This window comes from Bradyrhizobium sp. UNPA324 (assembly GCF_006658635.1).
GTDB lineage: Bacteria > Pseudomonadota > Alphaproteobacteria > Rhizobiales > Xanthobacteraceae > Bradyrhizobium > Bradyrhizobium nanningense.
Genome location: NZ_LFJD01000004.1, coordinates 5,211,926 through 5,230,154, shown reverse-complemented (window position 1 = coordinate 5,230,154; position 18,229 = coordinate 5,211,926). Strand labels below are relative to the sequence as shown.

14 protein-coding genes and 1 pseudogene are annotated in these 18,229 nt (G+C 64.5%); 5 read left to right on the top strand and 10 right to left on the bottom strand.

Translation table 11 applies throughout. The annotated features are described in order from the left end of the window. Positions 1-34: 34 nt before the first annotated feature. Positions 35-868, bottom strand: coding sequence for a universal stress protein (locus UNPA324_RS25100; RefSeq protein WP_141936482.1), 834 nt, complete (start codon positions 866-868; stop codon positions 35-37). A gap of 215 nt (positions 869-1,083) precedes the next feature. Here UNPA324_RS25100 and fixL point away from each other — a divergent pair, with 215 nt between their 5' ends. From fixL to UNPA324_RS25080, 4 genes are all read left to right on the top strand, one after another. After that, positions 1,084-2,601: a sensor protein FixL gene (gene fixL, locus UNPA324_RS25095; protein ID WP_128916871.1), complete on the top strand. Its 1,518-nt coding sequence runs from the start codon at positions 1,084-1,086 to the stop codon at positions 2,599-2,601. A 4-nt stretch (positions 2,602-2,605) separates the two neighbouring features. Beyond that, the gene (gene fixJ / locus UNPA324_RS25090; protein ID WP_128916870.1) at positions 2,606-3,223 is read left to right on the top strand and encodes a response regulator FixJ; all 618 of its coding nucleotides are present in this window, start codon (positions 2,606-2,608) and stop codon (positions 3,221-3,223) included. 43 nt (positions 3,224-3,266) lie between these two features. After that, positions 3,267-3,683 (top strand): response regulator, encoded by a 417-nt coding sequence (locus tag UNPA324_RS25085; RefSeq protein WP_128916869.1) that lies wholly within the window; start codon positions 3,267-3,269, stop codon positions 3,681-3,683. Positions 3,684-3,786: 103 nt separating this feature from the next. Next, entirely contained in the window at positions 3,787-4,485 is a 699-nt protein-coding gene (locus UNPA324_RS25080; protein ID WP_164935910.1) for a helix-turn-helix domain-containing protein, read from the top strand. Positions 4,486-4,569: 84 nt separating this feature from the next. On the opposite strand, the gene UNPA324_RS25075 is transcribed toward UNPA324_RS25080, so the two are convergent. From UNPA324_RS25075 to UNPA324_RS25060, 4 genes are all read right to left on the bottom strand, one after another. Beyond that, positions 4,570-5,856 carry an MFS transporter gene (locus UNPA324_RS25075; protein ID WP_128916867.1) on the bottom strand — a complete coding sequence of 429 codons (1,287 nt, stop codon included), beginning with the start codon at positions 5,854-5,856 and terminating at the stop codon, positions 4,570-4,572. A 23-nt stretch (positions 5,857-5,879) separates the two neighbouring features. Continuing rightward, positions 5,880-6,398, bottom strand: coding sequence for a PRC-barrel domain-containing protein (locus UNPA324_RS25070; protein WP_164935909.1), 519 nt, complete (start codon positions 6,396-6,398; stop codon positions 5,880-5,882). 19 nt (positions 6,399-6,417) lie between these two features. Next, positions 6,418-8,622: an amylo-alpha-1,6-glucosidase gene (locus UNPA324_RS25065; protein ID WP_141936480.1), complete on the bottom strand. Its 2,205-nt coding sequence runs from the start codon at positions 8,620-8,622 to the stop codon at positions 6,418-6,420. A gap of 61 nt (positions 8,623-8,683) precedes the next feature. Beyond that, a complete protein-coding gene (locus UNPA324_RS25060; RefSeq protein WP_128916865.1) occupies positions 8,684-10,447 on the bottom strand; it encodes an ABC transporter ATP-binding protein in 1,764 nt (587 codons plus the stop codon). 271 nt (positions 10,448-10,718) lie between these two features. On the opposite strand from UNPA324_RS25060, the gene UNPA324_RS25055 reads away from it, so the two are divergent. Beyond that, the gene (locus tag UNPA324_RS25055) at positions 10,719-11,789 is read left to right on the top strand and encodes a glycosyltransferase family 4 protein (RefSeq protein ID WP_141936477.1); all 1,071 of its coding nucleotides are present in this window, start codon (positions 10,719-10,721) and stop codon (positions 11,787-11,789) included. Positions 11,790-11,954: 165 nt separating this feature from the next. On the opposite strand, the gene UNPA324_RS25050 is transcribed toward UNPA324_RS25055, so the two are convergent. The 5 genes and pseudogenes from UNPA324_RS25050 to UNPA324_RS25035 form a co-directional block, all read right to left on the bottom strand. After that, complete coding sequence (locus tag UNPA324_RS25050) at positions 11,955-13,883, bottom strand: alkyl/aryl-sulfatase (RefSeq protein WP_141936475.1); 1,929 nt, start codon at positions 13,881-13,883, stop codon at positions 11,955-11,957. A gap of 149 nt (positions 13,884-14,032) precedes the next feature. Beyond that, the gene (locus tag UNPA324_RS36095) at positions 14,033-15,313 is read right to left on the bottom strand and encodes a TRAP transporter large permease (protein ID WP_245471622.1); all 1,281 of its coding nucleotides are present in this window, start codon (positions 15,311-15,313) and stop codon (positions 14,033-14,035) included. Between the two features lie 216 nt (positions 15,314-15,529). Continuing rightward, a pseudogene (locus UNPA324_RS36090) lies at positions 15,530-16,009 on the bottom strand (TRAP transporter small permease); the annotation flags it as partial. A gap of 155 nt (positions 16,010-16,164) precedes the next feature. Then, complete coding sequence (locus tag UNPA324_RS25040) at positions 16,165-17,166, bottom strand: DctP family TRAP transporter solute-binding subunit (protein ID WP_128916862.1); 1,002 nt, start codon at positions 17,164-17,166, stop codon at positions 16,165-16,167. A gap of 196 nt (positions 17,167-17,362) precedes the next feature. Beyond that, positions 17,363-18,133: a methyltransferase domain-containing protein gene (locus UNPA324_RS25035; protein WP_141936474.1), complete on the bottom strand. Its 771-nt coding sequence runs from the start codon at positions 18,131-18,133 to the stop codon at positions 17,363-17,365. Positions 18,134-18,229: the final 96 nt, after the last annotated feature.

Genomic DNA, 18,229 nt, shown 5'->3' with positions numbered 1-18,229 from the left:
CGTCCTCCTCGATTCGATTCCGGCCGGCCGGCCGTCAGTGCGACAGCAGCACGCTGCGTGCGGTCTGCGTGATCAGATACTGGGTGACGCCTCCCAGGATCAGTTCACGAAACCTCGAATGACCATAAGCGCCCGCAACGATCAGGCCGGCATCAAGGTCGGTTGCCACCTTCTCCAGTTGCCCCGCCGCAGTTTCGTTCCAGGCTCCTTCGAAGATGCGCGCCGTCGCGGTGACGCCATGGCGGGCGAGCCAGGCGGCAACGTCGGTGACGCCGGCCGTCACGCCCGAACGGTCCTCGTCGCGCTCCGGAATTGTGGCGATGGTGACGTCCTTCGCCTTGCGCAGCATCGGCAACGCATCGGCCACCGCCCGCCGCGCCTCCGGCGTGTCCTTCCATGCCACCAGCACGCTACGCAGGTCGAGCCAGTTGGCCTGGTCGGGGACGACGAGAAGCGGGCGGCCGGCCTGCATCACCAGATCCTTGGGACTTGCGAGCGCAAACGCGTCAGAGAAGGCCGGGCTCTGTCCGCCGCTGACGACGATGTCGGCGCAACGCGCCTGCGCCAGGGCGAATCGTGCCGGAAAATCCATGGCGCTGCGCCACTCCGCATGTCCGCCGCGATTCTTGGTCGCCGCACGGAATTGCGCCTCGAGGCCAGCCAGCCGCCGCTTGACCGAAGCTTCACCCTCGTCGATCAGCGCTTGCGCCTCGGCGCCGTCGGCGAAATAGAGCGGCGGCGCGAACTGCGCCGCGGCGACCCCGACGATGGCCGCCTCGAATCGTTCAGCGAGCTCACCGGCGACCTGAAGACGCGCCTCATTGGACTGATCGAGCGCCAGGCTGACCATCACCGTCGCGTATGTCATCGGAATTCTCCACGTCACCAAGTTTTGTTGAATCCTAAGCCTGCTGCCGTGCAGCAGGATGAGATAGATCAAAATGGGCACTCATGGCTCCTCGCCGTTGCCTGAGGAATCCGCCAGTGAATTCAACGTCTGCGCTTGCCTCGGAGCGCGCCTTGGGCGAAATTGCGGTAGCGGTAACGGCATCCGGCCTACCGTTGCTGAGTGAGGAGCAGAGATTGGCGCCGACCCGCGTAACCCATCCGGCAGACGACGGCCGGGGCGAGCATTTCCGGGTCCGCATCGAGGGCTTCGGGGTGGGCACCTGGGACCTTGATCTAGAGACGCACGAGCTCGAATGGTCGGACATGGCCAAGCGGCTATTTGGCCTCGAGCGTGATCGGGCCGTCAGCTATGATTTCTTTCTTTCCTTGCTGGAGCGGGGCGATCGGGACCACCTCCTGAAGGCGATCGGGCACACCTTGGAGGTTGGCGGGGGACTTGACCTGTCCTTCAAGGTCGGCGGCGCCTCCGGGGCCGGTCAATGGATCCGGGCCAGGGCCGGCGTGATCCGGGACGATTCAGGCACGCCGCGTCATCTCAGCGGAATCTTCCTCGACATCAACGAGGAGAAGCATCTCGAGGACGCCCTGCGCTCCCAGGAGAATCATCTCCGCTCGATTCTCGAGACAGTGCCCGACGCCATGATCGTCATAGATTCACGCGGCATCATGCAGCTCTTCAGTAGCGCTGCGGAGCGGCTGTTCGGCTACAGCAGGCAGGAAGCCATCGGCCGGAACGTCAGCATCCTGATGCCGGAGCCCGATCAGTCGCGTCACGACAGCTATCTCGTGCGCTATCTCAGGACGAATGATCCGCACATCATCGGCATCGGCCGGATTGTGACGGGCAAACGCCGCGACGGCACGACTTTCCCGATGCACCTGTCGGTCGGGCAGACGCAACGCGCGGGCGAGCCCTATTTCACCGGCTTCGTCCGCGACCTCACCGAGCACCAGCAGACCCAGGCCCGGCTCCAGGAATTGCAATCCGAGCTGGTCCATGTCTCGCGGCTGACCGCGATGGGCGAAATGGCCTCCGCGCTTGCCCACGAGCTCAACCAGCCGCTGGCGGCAATCAGCAATTACATGAAGGGGTCGCGGCGCCTTCTCGCCGGCAGCACCGATCCCAACACGCCGAAGGTCGAAAACGCGCTGGATCGCGCGGCTGAGCAGGCCCTGCGCGCCGGCCAGATCATCCGGCGCCTGCGCGACTTCGTGTCCCGCGGCGAGTCGGAGAAGCGGGTCGAAAGCCTGTCCAAGCTGATTGAGGAGGCCGGGGCGCTCGGGCTCGCCGGCGCGCGCGAGCAGAACGTGCAGCTGCGTTTCAGCCTCGATCCCGACGCCGATCTCGTCCTCGCCGACCGGGTGCAGATCCAGCAGGTGCTGGTCAACCTGTTCCGCAATGCGCTGGAGGCGATGGCGCAGTCACCGCGCCGCGAGCTCGTCGTTGCCAACACCCGCGTCGCCGACGACATGATCGAGGTGGAGGTCTCCGATACCGGCTCCGGCTTCCGGGACGACGTCATTCCAAATCTGTTCCAGACCTTCTTCACCACCAAAGACACCGGCATGGGCGTGGGACTCTCCATCAGCCGCTCGATCATCGAGGCTCACGGCGGCCGCATGTGGGCCGAAAGCAACGTAGCGGGTGGAGCGACATTCCGCTTCACCTTGCCGGCAACCGACGAAAGCTGAATTCATGACGACCAAGGGACATGTCTACGTCATCGACGACGACGCAGCGATGCGCGATTCGCTGAATTTCCTGCTGGATTCCGCTGGCTTCGGCGTCACGCTGTTCGATGACGCACTCGCCTTTCTCGATGCCCTGCCCGGCCTCGGCTTCGGCTGCGTTGTCTCCGACGTGCGCATGCCCGGCCTCGACGGGATCGAGCTGCTCAAGCGGATGAAGGCGCAGCAAAGCCCGTTCCCGATCCTGATCATGACCGGTCATGGCGATGTGCCGCTCGCGGTCGAGGCGATGAAGCTCGGGGCGGTCGACTTCCTGGAAAAACCGTTCGATGACGACCGTCTCACCGCCATGATCGAGTCGGCGATCCGGCAGGCCGAGCCCGCCGCCAAGAACGAAGCCGTCGCGCACGACATCGCCGCCCGCGTCGCGTCCTTGAGCCCCAGGGAGCGCCAGGTCATGGAAGGGCTGATTGCGGGCCTCTCCAACAAGCTGATCGCCCGCGAATACGACATCAGCCCGCGCACCATCGAGGTCTACCGGGCCAATGTCATGACCAAGATGCAGGCCAACAGCCTCTCCGAACTGGTCCGGCTGGCGATGCGGGCCGGCATGCTCAACGATTGAGGCAGGTCAAGGCGGCTTCCCGGCGCAATGCTAACCAGACAACATGATTGAGGTCAGCTCACATCGTGCGCGGCCGTTGTCCCCCGCACAACTCACCGTCTTTGTGGTCGACGATGACGCCGCCGTCCTGGGATCCCTGCGGTTTCTGCTGGAGACCGACGGCTTTGCCGTGCGGACCTTCAGGAGCGGCACGGCGCTGCTCAACATCGGCGGCGCGGCTGGGCCGGACTGTTACGTCATCGACTACAAGATGCCGGACATCAATGGCATCGAGCTGGCCGGCCGCCTGCGCAAGTCCGACCGCGACGCGCCTGTGATCCTGATCACCGGCTACCCCGACGAGAATATCTCGGCCCGGGCTGCGTCGGCGGGCATCAAAGACGTGGTTTTGAAGCCGCTTCTCGACGAAAATCTGGTCAAGAGCATCCGCCATGCCATTCAGGACCGCCCTCGCGCCTGACCTACGGGATTCTACGTAAGGCACCCTCCTTAAGATATCGATCGAAATTTTCGAAGCCCCCGATACCGCGTACCAAAGCGCCATCACAACGGAGATGGCGCAGATGCTGACCCAGACGATCAACACCCCGGCGATCAACACCCAGATTATCGGCAAGGTTGCTCCCGCCCATTCCGTCACCGACCAGTTCGGCGCCATCACCGGCCACGTGGGTCTGGTCGCCACGGAATTCTCTTATCGCAAGGATGAGGAGATTTATGGCGAGGAAGAGCCGGCCGAATATGTCTACCAGGTCGTGTCAGGCGCAGTGAGCAGCTACAAGCTCCTGTCCGATGGCCGCCGCCAGATCGGCGCCTTCCATCTTCCCGGCGACGTGTTCGGCCTCGAATCCGGTCCCGCTCACCGCCTTGCCGCCGAAGCCATCATCGATACCACCGTGCGCCTCGTGAAGCGCGCGAGCCTCGAGAAGGCCGCAGGCACCGACGTCCATGTCGCCCGCAAGCTCTGGGCGATGACCGCCTCCGAGCTGCGCCATGCCGAGGACCACATGCTGCTGCTGGGCCGCAAGACCGCGATGGAGCGCGTTGCGACCTTCCTGCTCGAAATGGACCGCCGCCTCGCCGTTGCCGGCATGATGGCGCTGCCGATGTGCCGCCGCGACATCGGCGACTATCTCGGCCTCACCCTCGAAACCGTATCGCGCGCGCTGTCGCAGCTTCACAGCCAGGGCATCCTGGGCTTCTCCGGCGCCCGCCAGATCGTGCTGCGCAACCGTCAGCGCCTGCAGCATCTCGACGCCTGATCTTCGCCTGATCTTCCTCCTCCCTACCAACTTGGCCGGTCGAATTCGTTTCGGCCGGCCATTTTCTTTTTCTTTCGGGCGCGATCATGCCGTGCGCCGCGTCTCCGGCATCACGAGAAGAATCAGCAAGAGCCCGGTCGCGGCAACGCCGGACAGTCCGATGAAGGCGGTTGCGTTGCCGAACTTGTCGCTGACATAGCCGCCGAGCACAGTGCTCAGCGACGCGCCGATGCCCGTTGCGGTGCCGACGATTCCTTGCGCCAGATTGAAGTGCCCGCTGCCGAAGGCGACGTCAGCCACGATCAGCGGAATCATCACCGCGAACACGGCCGCGGTGATGCCGTCGAACACCTGCACGGCGACCAGCAGATACGGATCGCGCACGGTCGCAAACAACAGGCCGCGAATCGCCAGCGCGCCGAATCCGATCAGAAGCAAAGGCCGCCGGCCCCACGCTTGCGCCTTGCGGCCGACCGTCGGCGACAGCAGCGCCACGATCGCTTGCGGGACGACGATGCAAAAGGCGACGAGCACCGTCGCCCATTGGGCCGACCGCGCCGTCACAGCGCTTGCCATCAGCGGCATCATCGAGGCGTTCGCCAGTTGCAGCAGCAGAACGCTCAGGGCAAAGATGATGAGCGGACGCTGCCGGATCAGGTGCCAGATGTTGGTGTCGCCACGGTCGGCGGCCTCAGGCGGCATCTCGCCGTGACAGCGCCTGATGTCGACCTCGTTCTCGCGGATACGCGAGAGCGCAATCAGGGTCGGGATTGCGAGCAGGAAGGTGACCAGGAACACCGACCGGCTCGACAGCAGATAGCCCGCGGTGCCCATCACCGCCGCCGCCACACCGTTGCCGAGCGAGGCAAAGCGCGCGTTGCGGCCGAGCCGCTCGCCGATCGCGAGCGGGCCGACCAGGCCAAGGCTGATCGCCGCGATCGCCGGCCCCAGCACGCAGCTCGCCGCCGCGTGCAAGGTCGCCGCGGCCACCACGACGGGGAAGATCGGCATCGCGGCATAGGCCAGCGCGCAAGTGCCGATGGTCGCGATCGCGAGGGCGGCAACCAGTCGCTCCGATTTCGCGGCATCGATGATCGCCCCGCCCGGCATCTGCCCGATCAACCCGACGATACCGCCGATCGACAGCACGAGGCCGATCTCGACCTGGGTCCATTTCTGGGTGGTCAGATAGACCGCGATGAACGGACCGAATCCGGTCTGCACGTCGGCGAGGAAGAAGATGAACCAGTCGAGGCCACGCAGGCTCTGGCGCGACGGCGCCGGGATGCCAGTGACCGACGGCGCGGCGACGTTGTCCTGTTCAACGCGGCCGTCGCGATCTGCATGGTTCGGCTTCCTCGACAACAGCACAGGCGGTCAGCCCTCCCCGCACCTCACTGGATCGCTTGCAGCGGTTGAAGGCTGCCGGACGCGCCGAGCACGACGATCGGCGTGTCTTCCTTGTATTCCGGCGCGGCCGCGACCTGCGCCTTGGTCAATTCCAGCGTGATGCTGTCCTTCTTGTTGGCGATCTTGCCGAAGCGCAGCGCGTTCCAGTCCACCACGATCTTGCGGCTGCCGACGCCGAGAAACCCGCCGAAATCGATGGCCGCGGCGCGCACGTGACCGGTGCGATCGACGATGACGTCGACAATGCGGCCCATGTCCTCGCCGGCCGCACTGCGCACGTCGCGGCCGAGCACGCCATGGGCCTCGCTCGCGCCGATGATGGTCACCGACGGCGGCGGGGCGGCGTCCTTCGGCGTCACGGGCACGGTCGAGGCCGGCGGCTGGGTCGCCGGCGCATTGGCCTCACTCGGGCCTGTGGGCGGCTCGTCCGCGGCGTGCGAGGTGGCGACCGCCAGGCTTGCAACGACGGCTGTGCCAAGGATCAATGCTCCGATCGTACGCATAACGCCTCCTTGCGCGCTGCTAGCGCGCCAGCACGATCGTGACCTGAATCTGGCCGCGCGTGCGCATCACCTCCAGCGCCACGTCGTCGCCGTGGCGGCTGACGCGAAGATCGACGCTGGACTCGCCCAGGCGCAGATCGCGCAAGATCACCTCGTTGAGGAACGCCGGCAGATGCGGGTTGCGCAGGCGAATCTCGCCGCGCGCCACGTCGAACTCGATGCCGAGCGCCGCTTCCAGCAGCGTGAACGGCGTCGCGCTGGCCCAGGCCTGCGGCGCGCAGGCCACCGGATAAAGCGTCGGGCCTCGCCGCTTCTCGCGCCGGAAGCCGCAGAACAATTCGGGCAGCCGGCGCAGGTCCATATAGGTCGCCGCGTCGAACAGCCCCTTGAAGACATGCGCCACCGAGTGCTTGAGGCCGTAGCGCGCGAGCCCGAGCGCGATCAGCGCGTTATCGTGCGGCCAGATCGACCCGTCATGATAGGACATCGGATTGTAGCGCACTTCGCCCTGCGCGACGGTGCGGATGCCCCAACCCGAGAAGAAATGCGGCCGCATCAGATCGGCGGCGACGAGGCGGGCGCGGTCCTCGCGGATCATGCCGCTGAACAGCACCTGACCGGCATTCGAGGTCCGCACCTTGCACGGCCGCTTCTTGCCGTCGAGGGCGAGCGCATAAGTGCCGAGCTCCTCGCACCAGAACGCCTTCTCGAAGCGTTCGGCCAGCGCCCTGGCGTCGGCCTCGAGCTTGCGCGCACGGTCCGGCTTGCCGAGCCGCAAGGCGCAACGCGCGGCTAGCTGCTTGGCGGCGTAGACGTAGCCCTGGACTTCGGCGAGCGCGATATTGCCTTCCGCGAGCTGGCCGTCGGCGTGGAAGATCGCGTCGTACGAATCCTTCCAGCCCTGGTTGGCCAGCCCCTTCTCGGTCGCGCGCTGGTACTCGATGAAGCCGTCCTGGTCGGGATCGCCGGGACCGTCGATCCAGGCCAGCCCCGCCTCGATCGCCGGCCATAGCTCGATCAGAGTCTCCTGGTCGCCGGTCCGTTCGAAATAGCTCCCGGCGAGCAGGACGAACAGCGCGGTCGAATCGACGCTGCCGTAATATTGCGCGAACGGCACCTCACGCAGCGCCGCCATCTCTCCGCCGCGCATCTCATGCAGGATCTTGCCGGGCGCGGCATCGGCAAGCGGATCGACCGCCTTGGCCTGGAAATGAGCGAGCCGGCGCAGGACGCCCTTGGCGACGCGCGGATCGACCCACAGCATCTGGAGCGCGGTGATCAGGCCGTCGCGGCCGAACGTCGTCGAGTACCAGGGAATGCCGGCATAGGGATAACGCCCCTGCGGCGTCTCCGTCATCAGCATGTTGAGGTCCGCCATGGCCTGGCACAGCACCTCGTTGAAGATGTTGTTGGAGGTCTCGATGCTGGCGGCGCCCACCGTGGAATGGCGCATCTCGCGGCGGTGGGCGAGCAAGCCCCTGAAGAAGCGCGCGGGCTTCTCCGCGATCGGCCTGTTGCAGGATACGGCTACGAACAGTGATGTCGATTCGTGAGGGTCCAGTTCGAGCTGCCAGGTTGCGGCATTCACCGACAACCGCGTCGGACGCGGGTCGAAATGCAGCCCCGTGGTGCGCTCGGTGTCATCGAGACCGCGATATTCGTACAGCACGTCGGTCGGCCCGAGCAATCTGCTCGTTCCGGTCCCGCGGCGCGGGCGGCGCTCGCCGCGTACCTCGAACAGATCGGCAAAGTCGTTGTCGAACAGCAGCGTCAGCTCGAAGCTGGCCCGCCCGTCGCCGTGGTTCTGCACGCCGATGCGCTGATAGGCCGTGCCGCGCCACAGGAAGATCGTGCGCACGATGTGCAGCAGATCCTTCTGAAACACCAGACGGCCCTGACGATAGATGTCCGGATTGGTCAGATCGACGGCCAACGCCGAATTGTCGTCGCGCAGGTTGGAGCCGAGTAGCAGCGGCTGGAGGTCGTCGAGCACGAGCTCCAGCCGCGCCAGATAGCGCGTGTCGTAGTGAAACAGACCGTCCGGCCCGCCGGCCGATGCGCCGATGTCGCCATGGCTGTCGAGCACGATGAACATGTCGTCGTGCTTGAGCGAACGCCGCGGCCGCGCCGACGGCCCGGTCATCGGAATATAGAAAGGTTGCTCCGCGACCTGTTCGGAGGTCCGCGTCACGGAGACGAGTTGGGTTACGGCTTCGGCCGACATGAGCTGCTCCCCTGCGCTTGTTTCTTGAAAACGCGACCGACTCGAGAACGCGACTGTTGGCTTACGCGGCGGCTTGCGAGAGCCGACTCATTTCCTGCGTGACCAGTTCACGGTAGGGTCCGTGACCCTGCATGAGGCGCTCGGGCGATCCGTCTTCGATGATCTTACCATTTCTCAGCACCACCACACGGTCGAAATTGCGCAGCGTCGCCAGCCGATGCGCGATCGCGATCACGGTGCGGCCGCGCATCAGGCGCGACAGCGCCTCGCGGATCGCCTCCTCGGACTCGCTGTCGAGCGCCGCGGTGGCCTCGTCCAGCAGCAGGATCGGCGCGTCCTTCAGGAAAGCGCGCGCGATCGCGATGCGCTGGCGCTGGCCGCCCGACATCTTCACGCCGCGGTCGCCGACCATGGTGTCGAGGCCTTCGGGCAGACCGTCGATGAAATCGCAGCGCGCCGCGATCGCCGCACGCAGCACCTCGTCGTCGGTCGCGTTCGGGCGTCCGTAGCGGATGTTCTCGCGGATGGAGCGATGAAACAAGGAGATGTCCTGCGGCACGACGGAGATCGCCTCGCGCAGGCTCAGCTGGGTGACCTTCGAGATGTCCTGCCCGTCGATAGTGATGCTGCCATCGTCGACGTCGTAGAAGCGCTGCAGCAGCGTGAACAGCGTCGACTTGCCGCCGCCGGACTGGCCGACCAGGCCGACGCGCTGGCCGGGCTGCAAGCGAAGGCTGAACCGCTCGAAGATCTTCTCGCCGCCGGGATAGCCGAAGGTGACGTTGTTGTATGCAATCGCGGCGCCGCTCTTCACAAGAGGTTCAGCTTCAGGGTGATCGCGCAGCCCGTGCGGCACCAGCAGCGTGGCGATCGCCTCGGTCAGACGGGCGACGTGCTGGGTGACGTCGACCAGCGCCACCGCGAGATCGCGCGTGGCGCTCAGGATGGAGATGCCAAGCGTGCAGACCAGCACGACGTCGCCGGTGGTGGCTTCACCCTTCTGCCAGAGCGTGACTGCCCAGGCCATCAGCGCAACCGTCAAAAGCACGGTCACAGCGGCATGCAACAGCCGCAGCTTCTCCAGATAACGCAGGCTGCGGCTTCGCGCGGTGAGTTCCCGATTCACCGTCGCATCGAACCGCTCATGCTCGTGGCCGATGCCGCAGAAGGCCCGCACCAGCGGCATGTTGCTGATGACGTCAATCATCTCGCCGTCCACGACCGCCGCCTTGTCGGCGAAATCATCGTGCAGGGGCTTGCCGGCGGCGGCCAGGTGGAACATCGCGATCACCATGCCCCCGGCGATCACGCTGAGCCCGAGCGCCATATAAGGGCTGACGGTTCCAATCAGGGCAATTGCCGCAATTGTGGCAATGCACGGCGGCAACACGTTCCAGACGAACATGTTCTCGACCGTGAACACCGCGTTCGAGGTCGCCGTGATGCGGCTCGTCAGCATGCCCGGCATGCGGTCGGAGAAATAGCTCGGCGCGTGCCCGGTCAGATGACGAAATATGTCACGGCGTAAATCACCCGTGACACGAACGAAGGTGAAGCTCGCTGTCCAGCTCGCGATCCGCCACAGGAAATTGTCGGCGGCGATCAGCGACATGAGTAAAATGAATGCCAGCCATACGCTGCCTCCGTGCGATGGTCCGGCTGACAGACTGTCGACCAGGGATTTGACGCCGTACTGCGTGCCTACGGAGCAAGCAACCGCTGCCACGACCGCGCTCAGGATCACCAAATGCGAGGCGAGACGACGCCGGAGATAGCGCAAGACAAAGGCAAATGGCCTGCGCGCGTATCCAGAAAGCTGATCCATATGGCTATCGCCCCGTTATGCTGGTTTTCGTTGTTACTGATCGATTGAACATCGACCTCTTCGCCTCGGTTCCCGGGCCGGGCGATCACGACATGCGGATACGGACGATCTGAGAAGATGTAGTGGCAGCATCGAGACGGTCCGCGGACGTGTCGAATATGTAACGTTCGGAGGAAGGAACTTCGCAACTGCGGGAACGTTCCCTTGTCTGGCATGCCGGTGCCGTACTGGCGGGGGTTTCAACATTCATGATCGCAGAGGAGATGGTGAGATGCGCATCGCGCAGGTAGCTCCGTTGACGGAGGCTGTTCCACCCAAGCTGTATGGCGGCACCGAGCGGGTGGTGCATTGGTTGACGGAGGAGTTGGTAGCGCTTGGGCACGACGTGACGCTGTTCGCCAGCGGCGACTCCCAGACCTCAGCCAAGCTGGACGCGCTGTGGCCGAAAGCGCTTCGTCTCGACGGGTCCGTGCGCGATCCCAATGCGTTGCACATGGTGCTGCTGGAGCGCGTGCGGCAGAAATGTGACGACGAGGAGTTCGATTTCCTCCACTTCCATCTCGACTATTATCCCTGGTCGCTGTTCTACCGCCAGCCAACGCCGTTCCTGACCACGCTGCACGGCCGGCTCGACCTGCCGGAGCATCAGCCGGTCTTCAACACCTTCTCCAAGATGCCCGTCATCTCGATCTCCAACGCGCAGCGGCGGCCGGTGCCGCAGGCGAACTGGGTGACGACGATTCATCACGGTCTTCCGGAGAACCTGCTGACGCCGAAGCCCGCAAAGCAGGAATATCTCGCCGTGCTCGGCCGCATCGCGCCCGAGAAGGGCGTCGACCGCGCCATCAAGATCGCGACCCATTGCGGCATTCCGCTGAAGATCGCGGCCAAGGTCGATCGCGCCGATCAGGATTACTACGACGAGCTGATCCGGCCGATGATCGAGAACAATCCGCTGGTGGAGTTCATCGGCGAGATCAGCGATCACGAGAAGTCGGATTTCCTGAGCGGCGCGCTCGGGCTTCTGCTGCCGATCGACTGGCCGGAACCGTTTGGCCTGGTGATGATCGAAGCCATGGCCTGCGGAACGCCGGTCGTCGCCTTCAACCGCGGCTCGGTGCCGGAGATCATCGACGAGGGGTTGACCGGCTTCGTCGTCGAGGACGTGCTCAGCGCGGCCGGTGTGGTGAACCGCCTTCCGCAACTCGACCGCGCCGCGATCCGCAAGCAGTTCGAGACGCGCTTCACGGCGCGGCGCATGGCCCTGGATTACCTCGCGGCCTATCGCAGCCTGACCGAGGCACAAGCGCCGCGGATCAAGCTGGTGAGCAGCGCGGAGTAGCGCGGAGGCACTTACCACTCTCGTGTCCCGGACGCGCTGCAACGCTCCTAAGCGTTGCGGCGCAGAGCCGGGGCCCACGCGGTCGGAGATGCTCGCGGAAACATGGGCCCCCGGCTCTGCAGCGCACCGCTGAAGAAGCGCTGCGCTGCGTCCGGGGCACGAGCCCTACTTCACCACCGCCCGCTTCGGCTCGACGATCTCGAACATCCTTGGAAACTCGTCCATCAGGCCCATCAGCTCGGCAAGCTTCATCGGGTTGCCCGCGAGCTTGACCTTGCCGGCGGCAACGGCTTCCGGAAAGCTCGTCAGCTTGGCGATCACCTCGTCCAGCGTAGAGCGCGCCAGCGTGAAGCTGGCATCGGCGCCCTCCGCCGGCACCCCCTCGGCGTAGGTGAGCGCACAGTTCTCCAGATTGAGCACGAAGGTCTCGCCGGTATCGGAAAAGTGCCAGTTCAAGACGATGTGCTTGCCTTCCGCCTTGGGGCCGTTGAGGCGGATACCCATGACATCCCAGAGCTGCGAGGTGCGCAGCGCGGCCAGCGTCTCGCGCGGCATCGGCGGACGCGCCGGCACCTTCGGCATGCCCTGGCGCAACTCCTGCGCGCCGAACAGATAGGCGTTGCGCCAGGTCGCGCTTTCGGCGGCGTAGCCGAGCTGCTCCAGCGTGTCGGCGAGCAGACCGCGCGCCGCCGCATTGTCAGGTTCGGCAAAGACGAGATGGCCGAGCGCCTGGGCGACGAAGCGAAATTCGCCCTTGTCGAAATCCGCAGCCGCCCGCGCCAGAATGGCATCCGCGCCGCCCATGTACTCGACATACTTCCTGCCCGCCTCGACCGGCGGCAGCGGATCGAGATTGACCGGATTGGCGTCGTACCAGCCGAGATATTTCTGGTAGATCGCCTTCACGTTGTGGCGGATGTGGCCGTAATAGCCGCGGCCATGCCAGGCGCCCTGCAGGCTCTTCGGCAGCTTAATCGTCTCGGCGATCTCGGCGGCGGTGAGGCCGTGATTCATCAGGCGGATGGTCTGGTCATGCGCGAATTTGTAGAGATCGCGCTGCTGGCGGATCATGGTGCCGATGCGCTCGGCACCCCACACTGGCCAGTGATGCTGGCCGCACATCGCTTCCGCCTTGCCGTCCCAGAGCCGCAACGCCTCGTTCAGATATTTCGACCAGGCCAGCGCGTCGCGCACGTCGGCGCCGCGAAACGGCAGCAGATTGTGGAAATTATGCGTGCAGTTTTCGGCGAGGTTGAGAAGCTTGTAGCGCGGGATGAAGAAATGCATCTCCGCCGGCGCTTCGCTGTTCGGCGCCATCTGGAATTCGAATTCGACGCCGTCGATGACGCGCCTGTCGCCGGTCGCCATGATCAGGTCCGTGGGACGCAACAGCGCAACCGATCCTGCCGCCATTGACTTGCCGAGCCCGCAATCGACCTGTCCCCGCGCCCCCTTGGCCAGCAGCGGCCCGAACTGGTACTGCGCCCGGCGCAGCATGGCCGGTCCCGCAATGATGTTCTCGGAGACGGCGTGCTCCATGAACAGGTTCGGCGCGATGATCGGCACCCTGCCGGTCGCGAGCGCATCCTCCTCCAGCACGCCGCGCGCCCCGCCCCAATGGTCGGTATGCGTGTGGGTGAAGATGACGGCCGTAACGGGCTTCAGGCCCCGATGCCTGAAATAGAGATCGAGCGCGGCGCGGGCGCCTTCGATCGAGGTCAGGGTGTCGACGACGATGACGCCGCTGTCGCCCTCGATCAGCGTCATGTTGGCGATGTCGAGCCCGCGCACCTGGTAAACGCCGGGCACGACCTCGAATAGGCCGTACTGCATGTTGAGACGCGACTGCCGCCACAGGCTCGGATTGACCGTGGGCGGCGCCTGTTCAGAGGACAGGAAGCCGTAAGGCTCGAGGCTCCAGACCGTCCGCCCCTGCGGGTTCGTGATTTCTGCGTTCTCGATCGTGCCGAGGAAGCCGCGTGCGGCATCGTCGAAATCCCGCGTGTCGGAAAACGGCAGCGCGTTCAGCATTGCCGCGTGCTGCGCGATGACCGAGGGCGTTGCGTCCTTCGGCTCGTTGGTGATGTCGGTCATCGGCTGGCTCCTCCCCTGCTCTGGTTGGAACCATCTAAGCTCATATCATCACCGATTGCCATTGCGGGCGCCGTGCAGCCCGCGTGATGCGGCCGCTCTTACCCCCAAGGAGAGGGTAAGAGTCGGCCGCTCTCGTGCCGCTTATTTCGCTACATTCCCAGCAGCCGCGGCAGCCATAGCGACAGGCCGGGCCAATACGTCACCAAAACGAGGAATCCCAGCATGGTGAGCAGCCATGGCCAAACCGCGACCGTGAGCTCGGTGATGCCCATCTTGGCGATGCCTGAGGCGACGTAGAGATTGAGGCCGACAGGCGGATGGCACAGGCCGACCTCCATGTTGACCGTCATCAGGATGCCGAAATGGATCGGGTCGATGCCGAGCTTGATCGCGACCGGAAACAGGATCGGGGCCATGATCAGGATGATCGAGGACGGCTCCATCACATTGCCTGCCACCAGCAGCAGGAGGTTGACGAGCAGCAGGAAGCCGATCCACCCCAAGCCCTGGTCGATCATCCATTGCGCCAGTGCCTGCGGCACGTTCTCGTAGGTCATCAGGAACGAGAACAGCACGGCGTTGGTGATGATGTAGAGCAGCATCGCCGAGAGGTTCGCCGACGACAGCAGCACCCGCGGCACGTCGCGCAGCTTCAGATCCTTGTAGATGAACACCGCGACGATGAAGGCGTAGACCGCGCTGACGGCGGCAGCTTCGGTCGGCGTGAACAGGCCGCTGTAGATGCCGCCGATCACGATCACGATTAGCAGGATGCCCCAGATCGACTTGCGGAATGCGTCGAGACGCTGGAGGAAGGTGGCCTTCGGCATCCGCGGATAGTCGTTGCGCCAGGCCCGATAGAACGTCGTGGCGCCGAGCAGCGAGGCCAGCACGAATCCCGGCACGATGCCGGCGATGAAGAGCTTGCCGACCGAGCTGTTGGTGGAGACGGCGTAGAGCACCATCGGGATCGACGGCGGAATGAGGATGCCGAGCGAGCCCGACGTGGTGATGACACCCGCGCCGAACCGCTTCGGGAAGCCTTGCGCGACCATCGCCGGCAGGATCACCGAGCCAATCGCCACCACCGTCGCCGGCGAGGAGCCGGAGATCGCCGCGAACAGCGCGCAGGCGACCACGCCCGACAGCGCCAGACCGCCGTACCAATGGCCGACCAGCGAGGTCGCGAAGGTGATCATCCGCCGCGCCACCCCGCCATGGGTCAGGAAGTTACCGGCGAGGATGAAGAACGGGATCGCCATGATCTCGAAATTCTCGATGCCGGTGAACAGCTTCAGCGCCACCGATTCCGTCCGCACATCGGTCAGCGTGAACATGAAGCTGAGCACGGTGAGACCCAGCGCGATCGAGATCGGCATGCCCGTGAGCATCAAGGAGAGCAGCAGCGCGAACACGATGACGACGCGCAGGCCCTGCGGCAAAGTGATGAGGTGGCCCGCATGCGCGAAGCATACGGCGACGATCAACACCGGCAGCAGCATCAGGATCCAGCCGAGCGGGCTGCGCTCGTCCCGGACGACCTGGCTGGGCGTGACCGGCGCCGGATGCACTGGGTCCACTTCGACGCCTTCGACGCCCGCCATGTCGTGATGCGGCAGCTCCCCGGTGCGGTAGAACGACCAGGCGACCTGCAGGAAGCGGAAGCACATCAGGCCGGAGCCGAGCGGGATGGTGAGATACACCATCCACATCGGCGCTTCCAAATCGTTGGACTGCTGCCCGGTCTGCCACATCTGGCCGACGAAGGCGGCGCCGAAATAGGCGACGATGGCGGTAAAGAGCGCGCCGCACAACAAGCCGAAGGTGATGACGCGGCGGCGCGATCCGCCGGGAAGGATGTTGACCAGCACGTCGACGCCGACATGGATGCCGGTCCGCACGCCGTAAGCGGCGCCGAACTTCGCCATCCAGATGAACATGTAGATGCAGAGCTCCTGCGCCCAGGACAGGTCGAGAGCGGCAAGCCAAAGGAAGGTCGCGCGCGCCGGGACGGCCAGGAAAGTCAGGTTGCGGGCTTCCGCCCATTTGGCGATGTCGATCGACAGCCCGGCGCCATAACGGTGCAGCACGGCAACGAAGATGAGCGACGTCGCAGCCGCGATCATCGTCGCGATCAGCCACTCCTCGAGATGATCGAGAAAACGATTCAGCACACGCAGCAACTTGGTCCCCCCAGCATTAACTCGTCCACTCAAGAGCGAAACGGCCGGGAGTGCGATCACCCCCGACCGTTGGTGTTGTTATTATTGGGCCGCGGCCGTCAGTTCATCTTGACGTCGAGTTCCTTGGCGACGAGATCGAGCACCTCCTGCCCGACCCTGCCCTTTGCCCATTTGTAGGTCGGCTGCATGGCTTCCTGCCACGCCTTGCGATCGGCGTCGGTGAGGTAATGCAGATTGGTCTTGCCGGTCTTCTTGATCGCGGCCAGCGCGTCCTCGTTCTCCTGGCGCGCGATCGAGTTGGTGTAGTCGGTCGCCTCCGCCATCGCCTTGTCGAGCTGGGTGCGGATATCGGGCGGAAGACCGGACCAGAACTTCGAATTGACGATGACGGCATATTGCAGATGGGCGTGATAGGACACGGTGATGTCCTTCTGCACTTCGTAGAACTTCTGCGTCAGGTAGTTCGACGCGGTGTTCTCGCAGCCGTCGACCACGCCGGTCTGCAGGGCCTGGTAAACTTCCGAGAACGCCATGATTTGCGGGATCGAGCCCATGATGCGGAGATATTGGTCCGCGACCTTCGATCCGGAGATGCGGAATTTAAGACCCTGGAAATCTGTCGGTTTCAGCAAGGGGCGGTTGGCGGAGAGCATGTGGAAGCCGTTGTCCCAATAGGCGAGCCCGGTGATGCCCTTGGCCTCGAGCTTCTGGAACAGCCACTTGCCGACCGTGCCCTTCATCGCGTTGGCATAGGTCTCGTCGTCCTTGAACAGCCAGGGCAGGTCCAGTGCCTCGAATTCCTTGATGCCGAGAGGCGCGAATTTCGCGGTGGAGGGCGCGAGCATCTGCACCGAGCCGAGCTGCAGCGCCTCGATCTCCTCCTTGTCCTTGTAGAGCGTGGAGTTCGGGTAGACTTCGACCTTGACCTTGCCGTCGGTGTATTTCTCGGCAAGCTCCTTGAACTTCAGCGCGCCCTTTCCCTTCGGGGTGTCGTTGGTGACGACGTGACTGAACTTGATGACGATCGGATTTTGGGCCTGCGCAACGGCAGGAGCCCAAACGAGCGCGGCAGCCGCGACCGCGAGAAGCAGTTTGCGCATGAAGACCTCCCCAACAACTTCGAAAACCGGGTTCTTTTTGTTTTGCAGGTCAGTAGTGGCAGCAATCCGCAAGCCGAACAACTAGACCTAAGCCCAATTTGCCGTAGCCAAGCTATCTTGACGGGTGCTGTCTACGCAACCCGGCCCTCGCGCTCGCCCCAGGGAACGAGCGCTTATGTCGCATTGCGGCAATGCATCAGCCCTTGCGCTGGGCGACCATGAAGAGACGGCGGAACGGGAACAGGGTCTGCCCCGCCGCATTCTTCGTATAGGCCTTCGCAACGCGCATCCCATAGGCGGCTTCGAACGCCAGCTTCTCGTCGCCCGCGAGCACGTCAAGATAGCGCGTCAGCCAGGTGCCCTTGGTCCATTCCTTGACGGGGTTCTCGCCTTCGAGCACTTGCAGATATTCGGTCTCCCAGATGTCGATGTTGGCCGACATCGGCGCAAGAAGATCGTGGTAGAACGCCGGCTCCTCGACCGGCGGCGGGGTGACGAGATGCTCGACCTTGGACCGCCACGGACCATTGAGCGCGGTCTCGCCGATCAGGACATGCGAGGGCGCCAGAAAGTTGCGCGGCATCTGCACCGCAAGCATGCCGCTAGGCTTCACCTTGTCCATCACTGCCGGAAACAGTGCCGCATGATTGGGCAACCAGTGCAGTGCGGCATTGGAATAGATCAAGTCGTATCGCTTGGCCGGACGCCAATGGCCGAGGTCCTCGTGTGACCATTCCACGTCGGGTGCGGCCTTGCGGCCGGCGGCGACCATCTCGGCGGAGCCCTCGACCCCGGTCACCGTCGCGGCCGGCCAGCGCTCCTTGATGAGCTTTGTGACGTTGCCGGCGCCCGCGCCGAGATCGGCAATCTCGCGCGGGCCAAAATCCGGAATCCGCATCAAGAGGTCCACGGCGGGCCGGAGCCGGTGGCCGGAGAATTTCAGATATTGCTGCGGATCCCAGACCATCGCTCAACGCCTTTTTCTTTTTCGTGTTTCCTTCAACGTCGCTCTTGGTTACCACTGCTCGTCCCGCTCAGGCAATTCGCTGGGGCCCGCGGGACG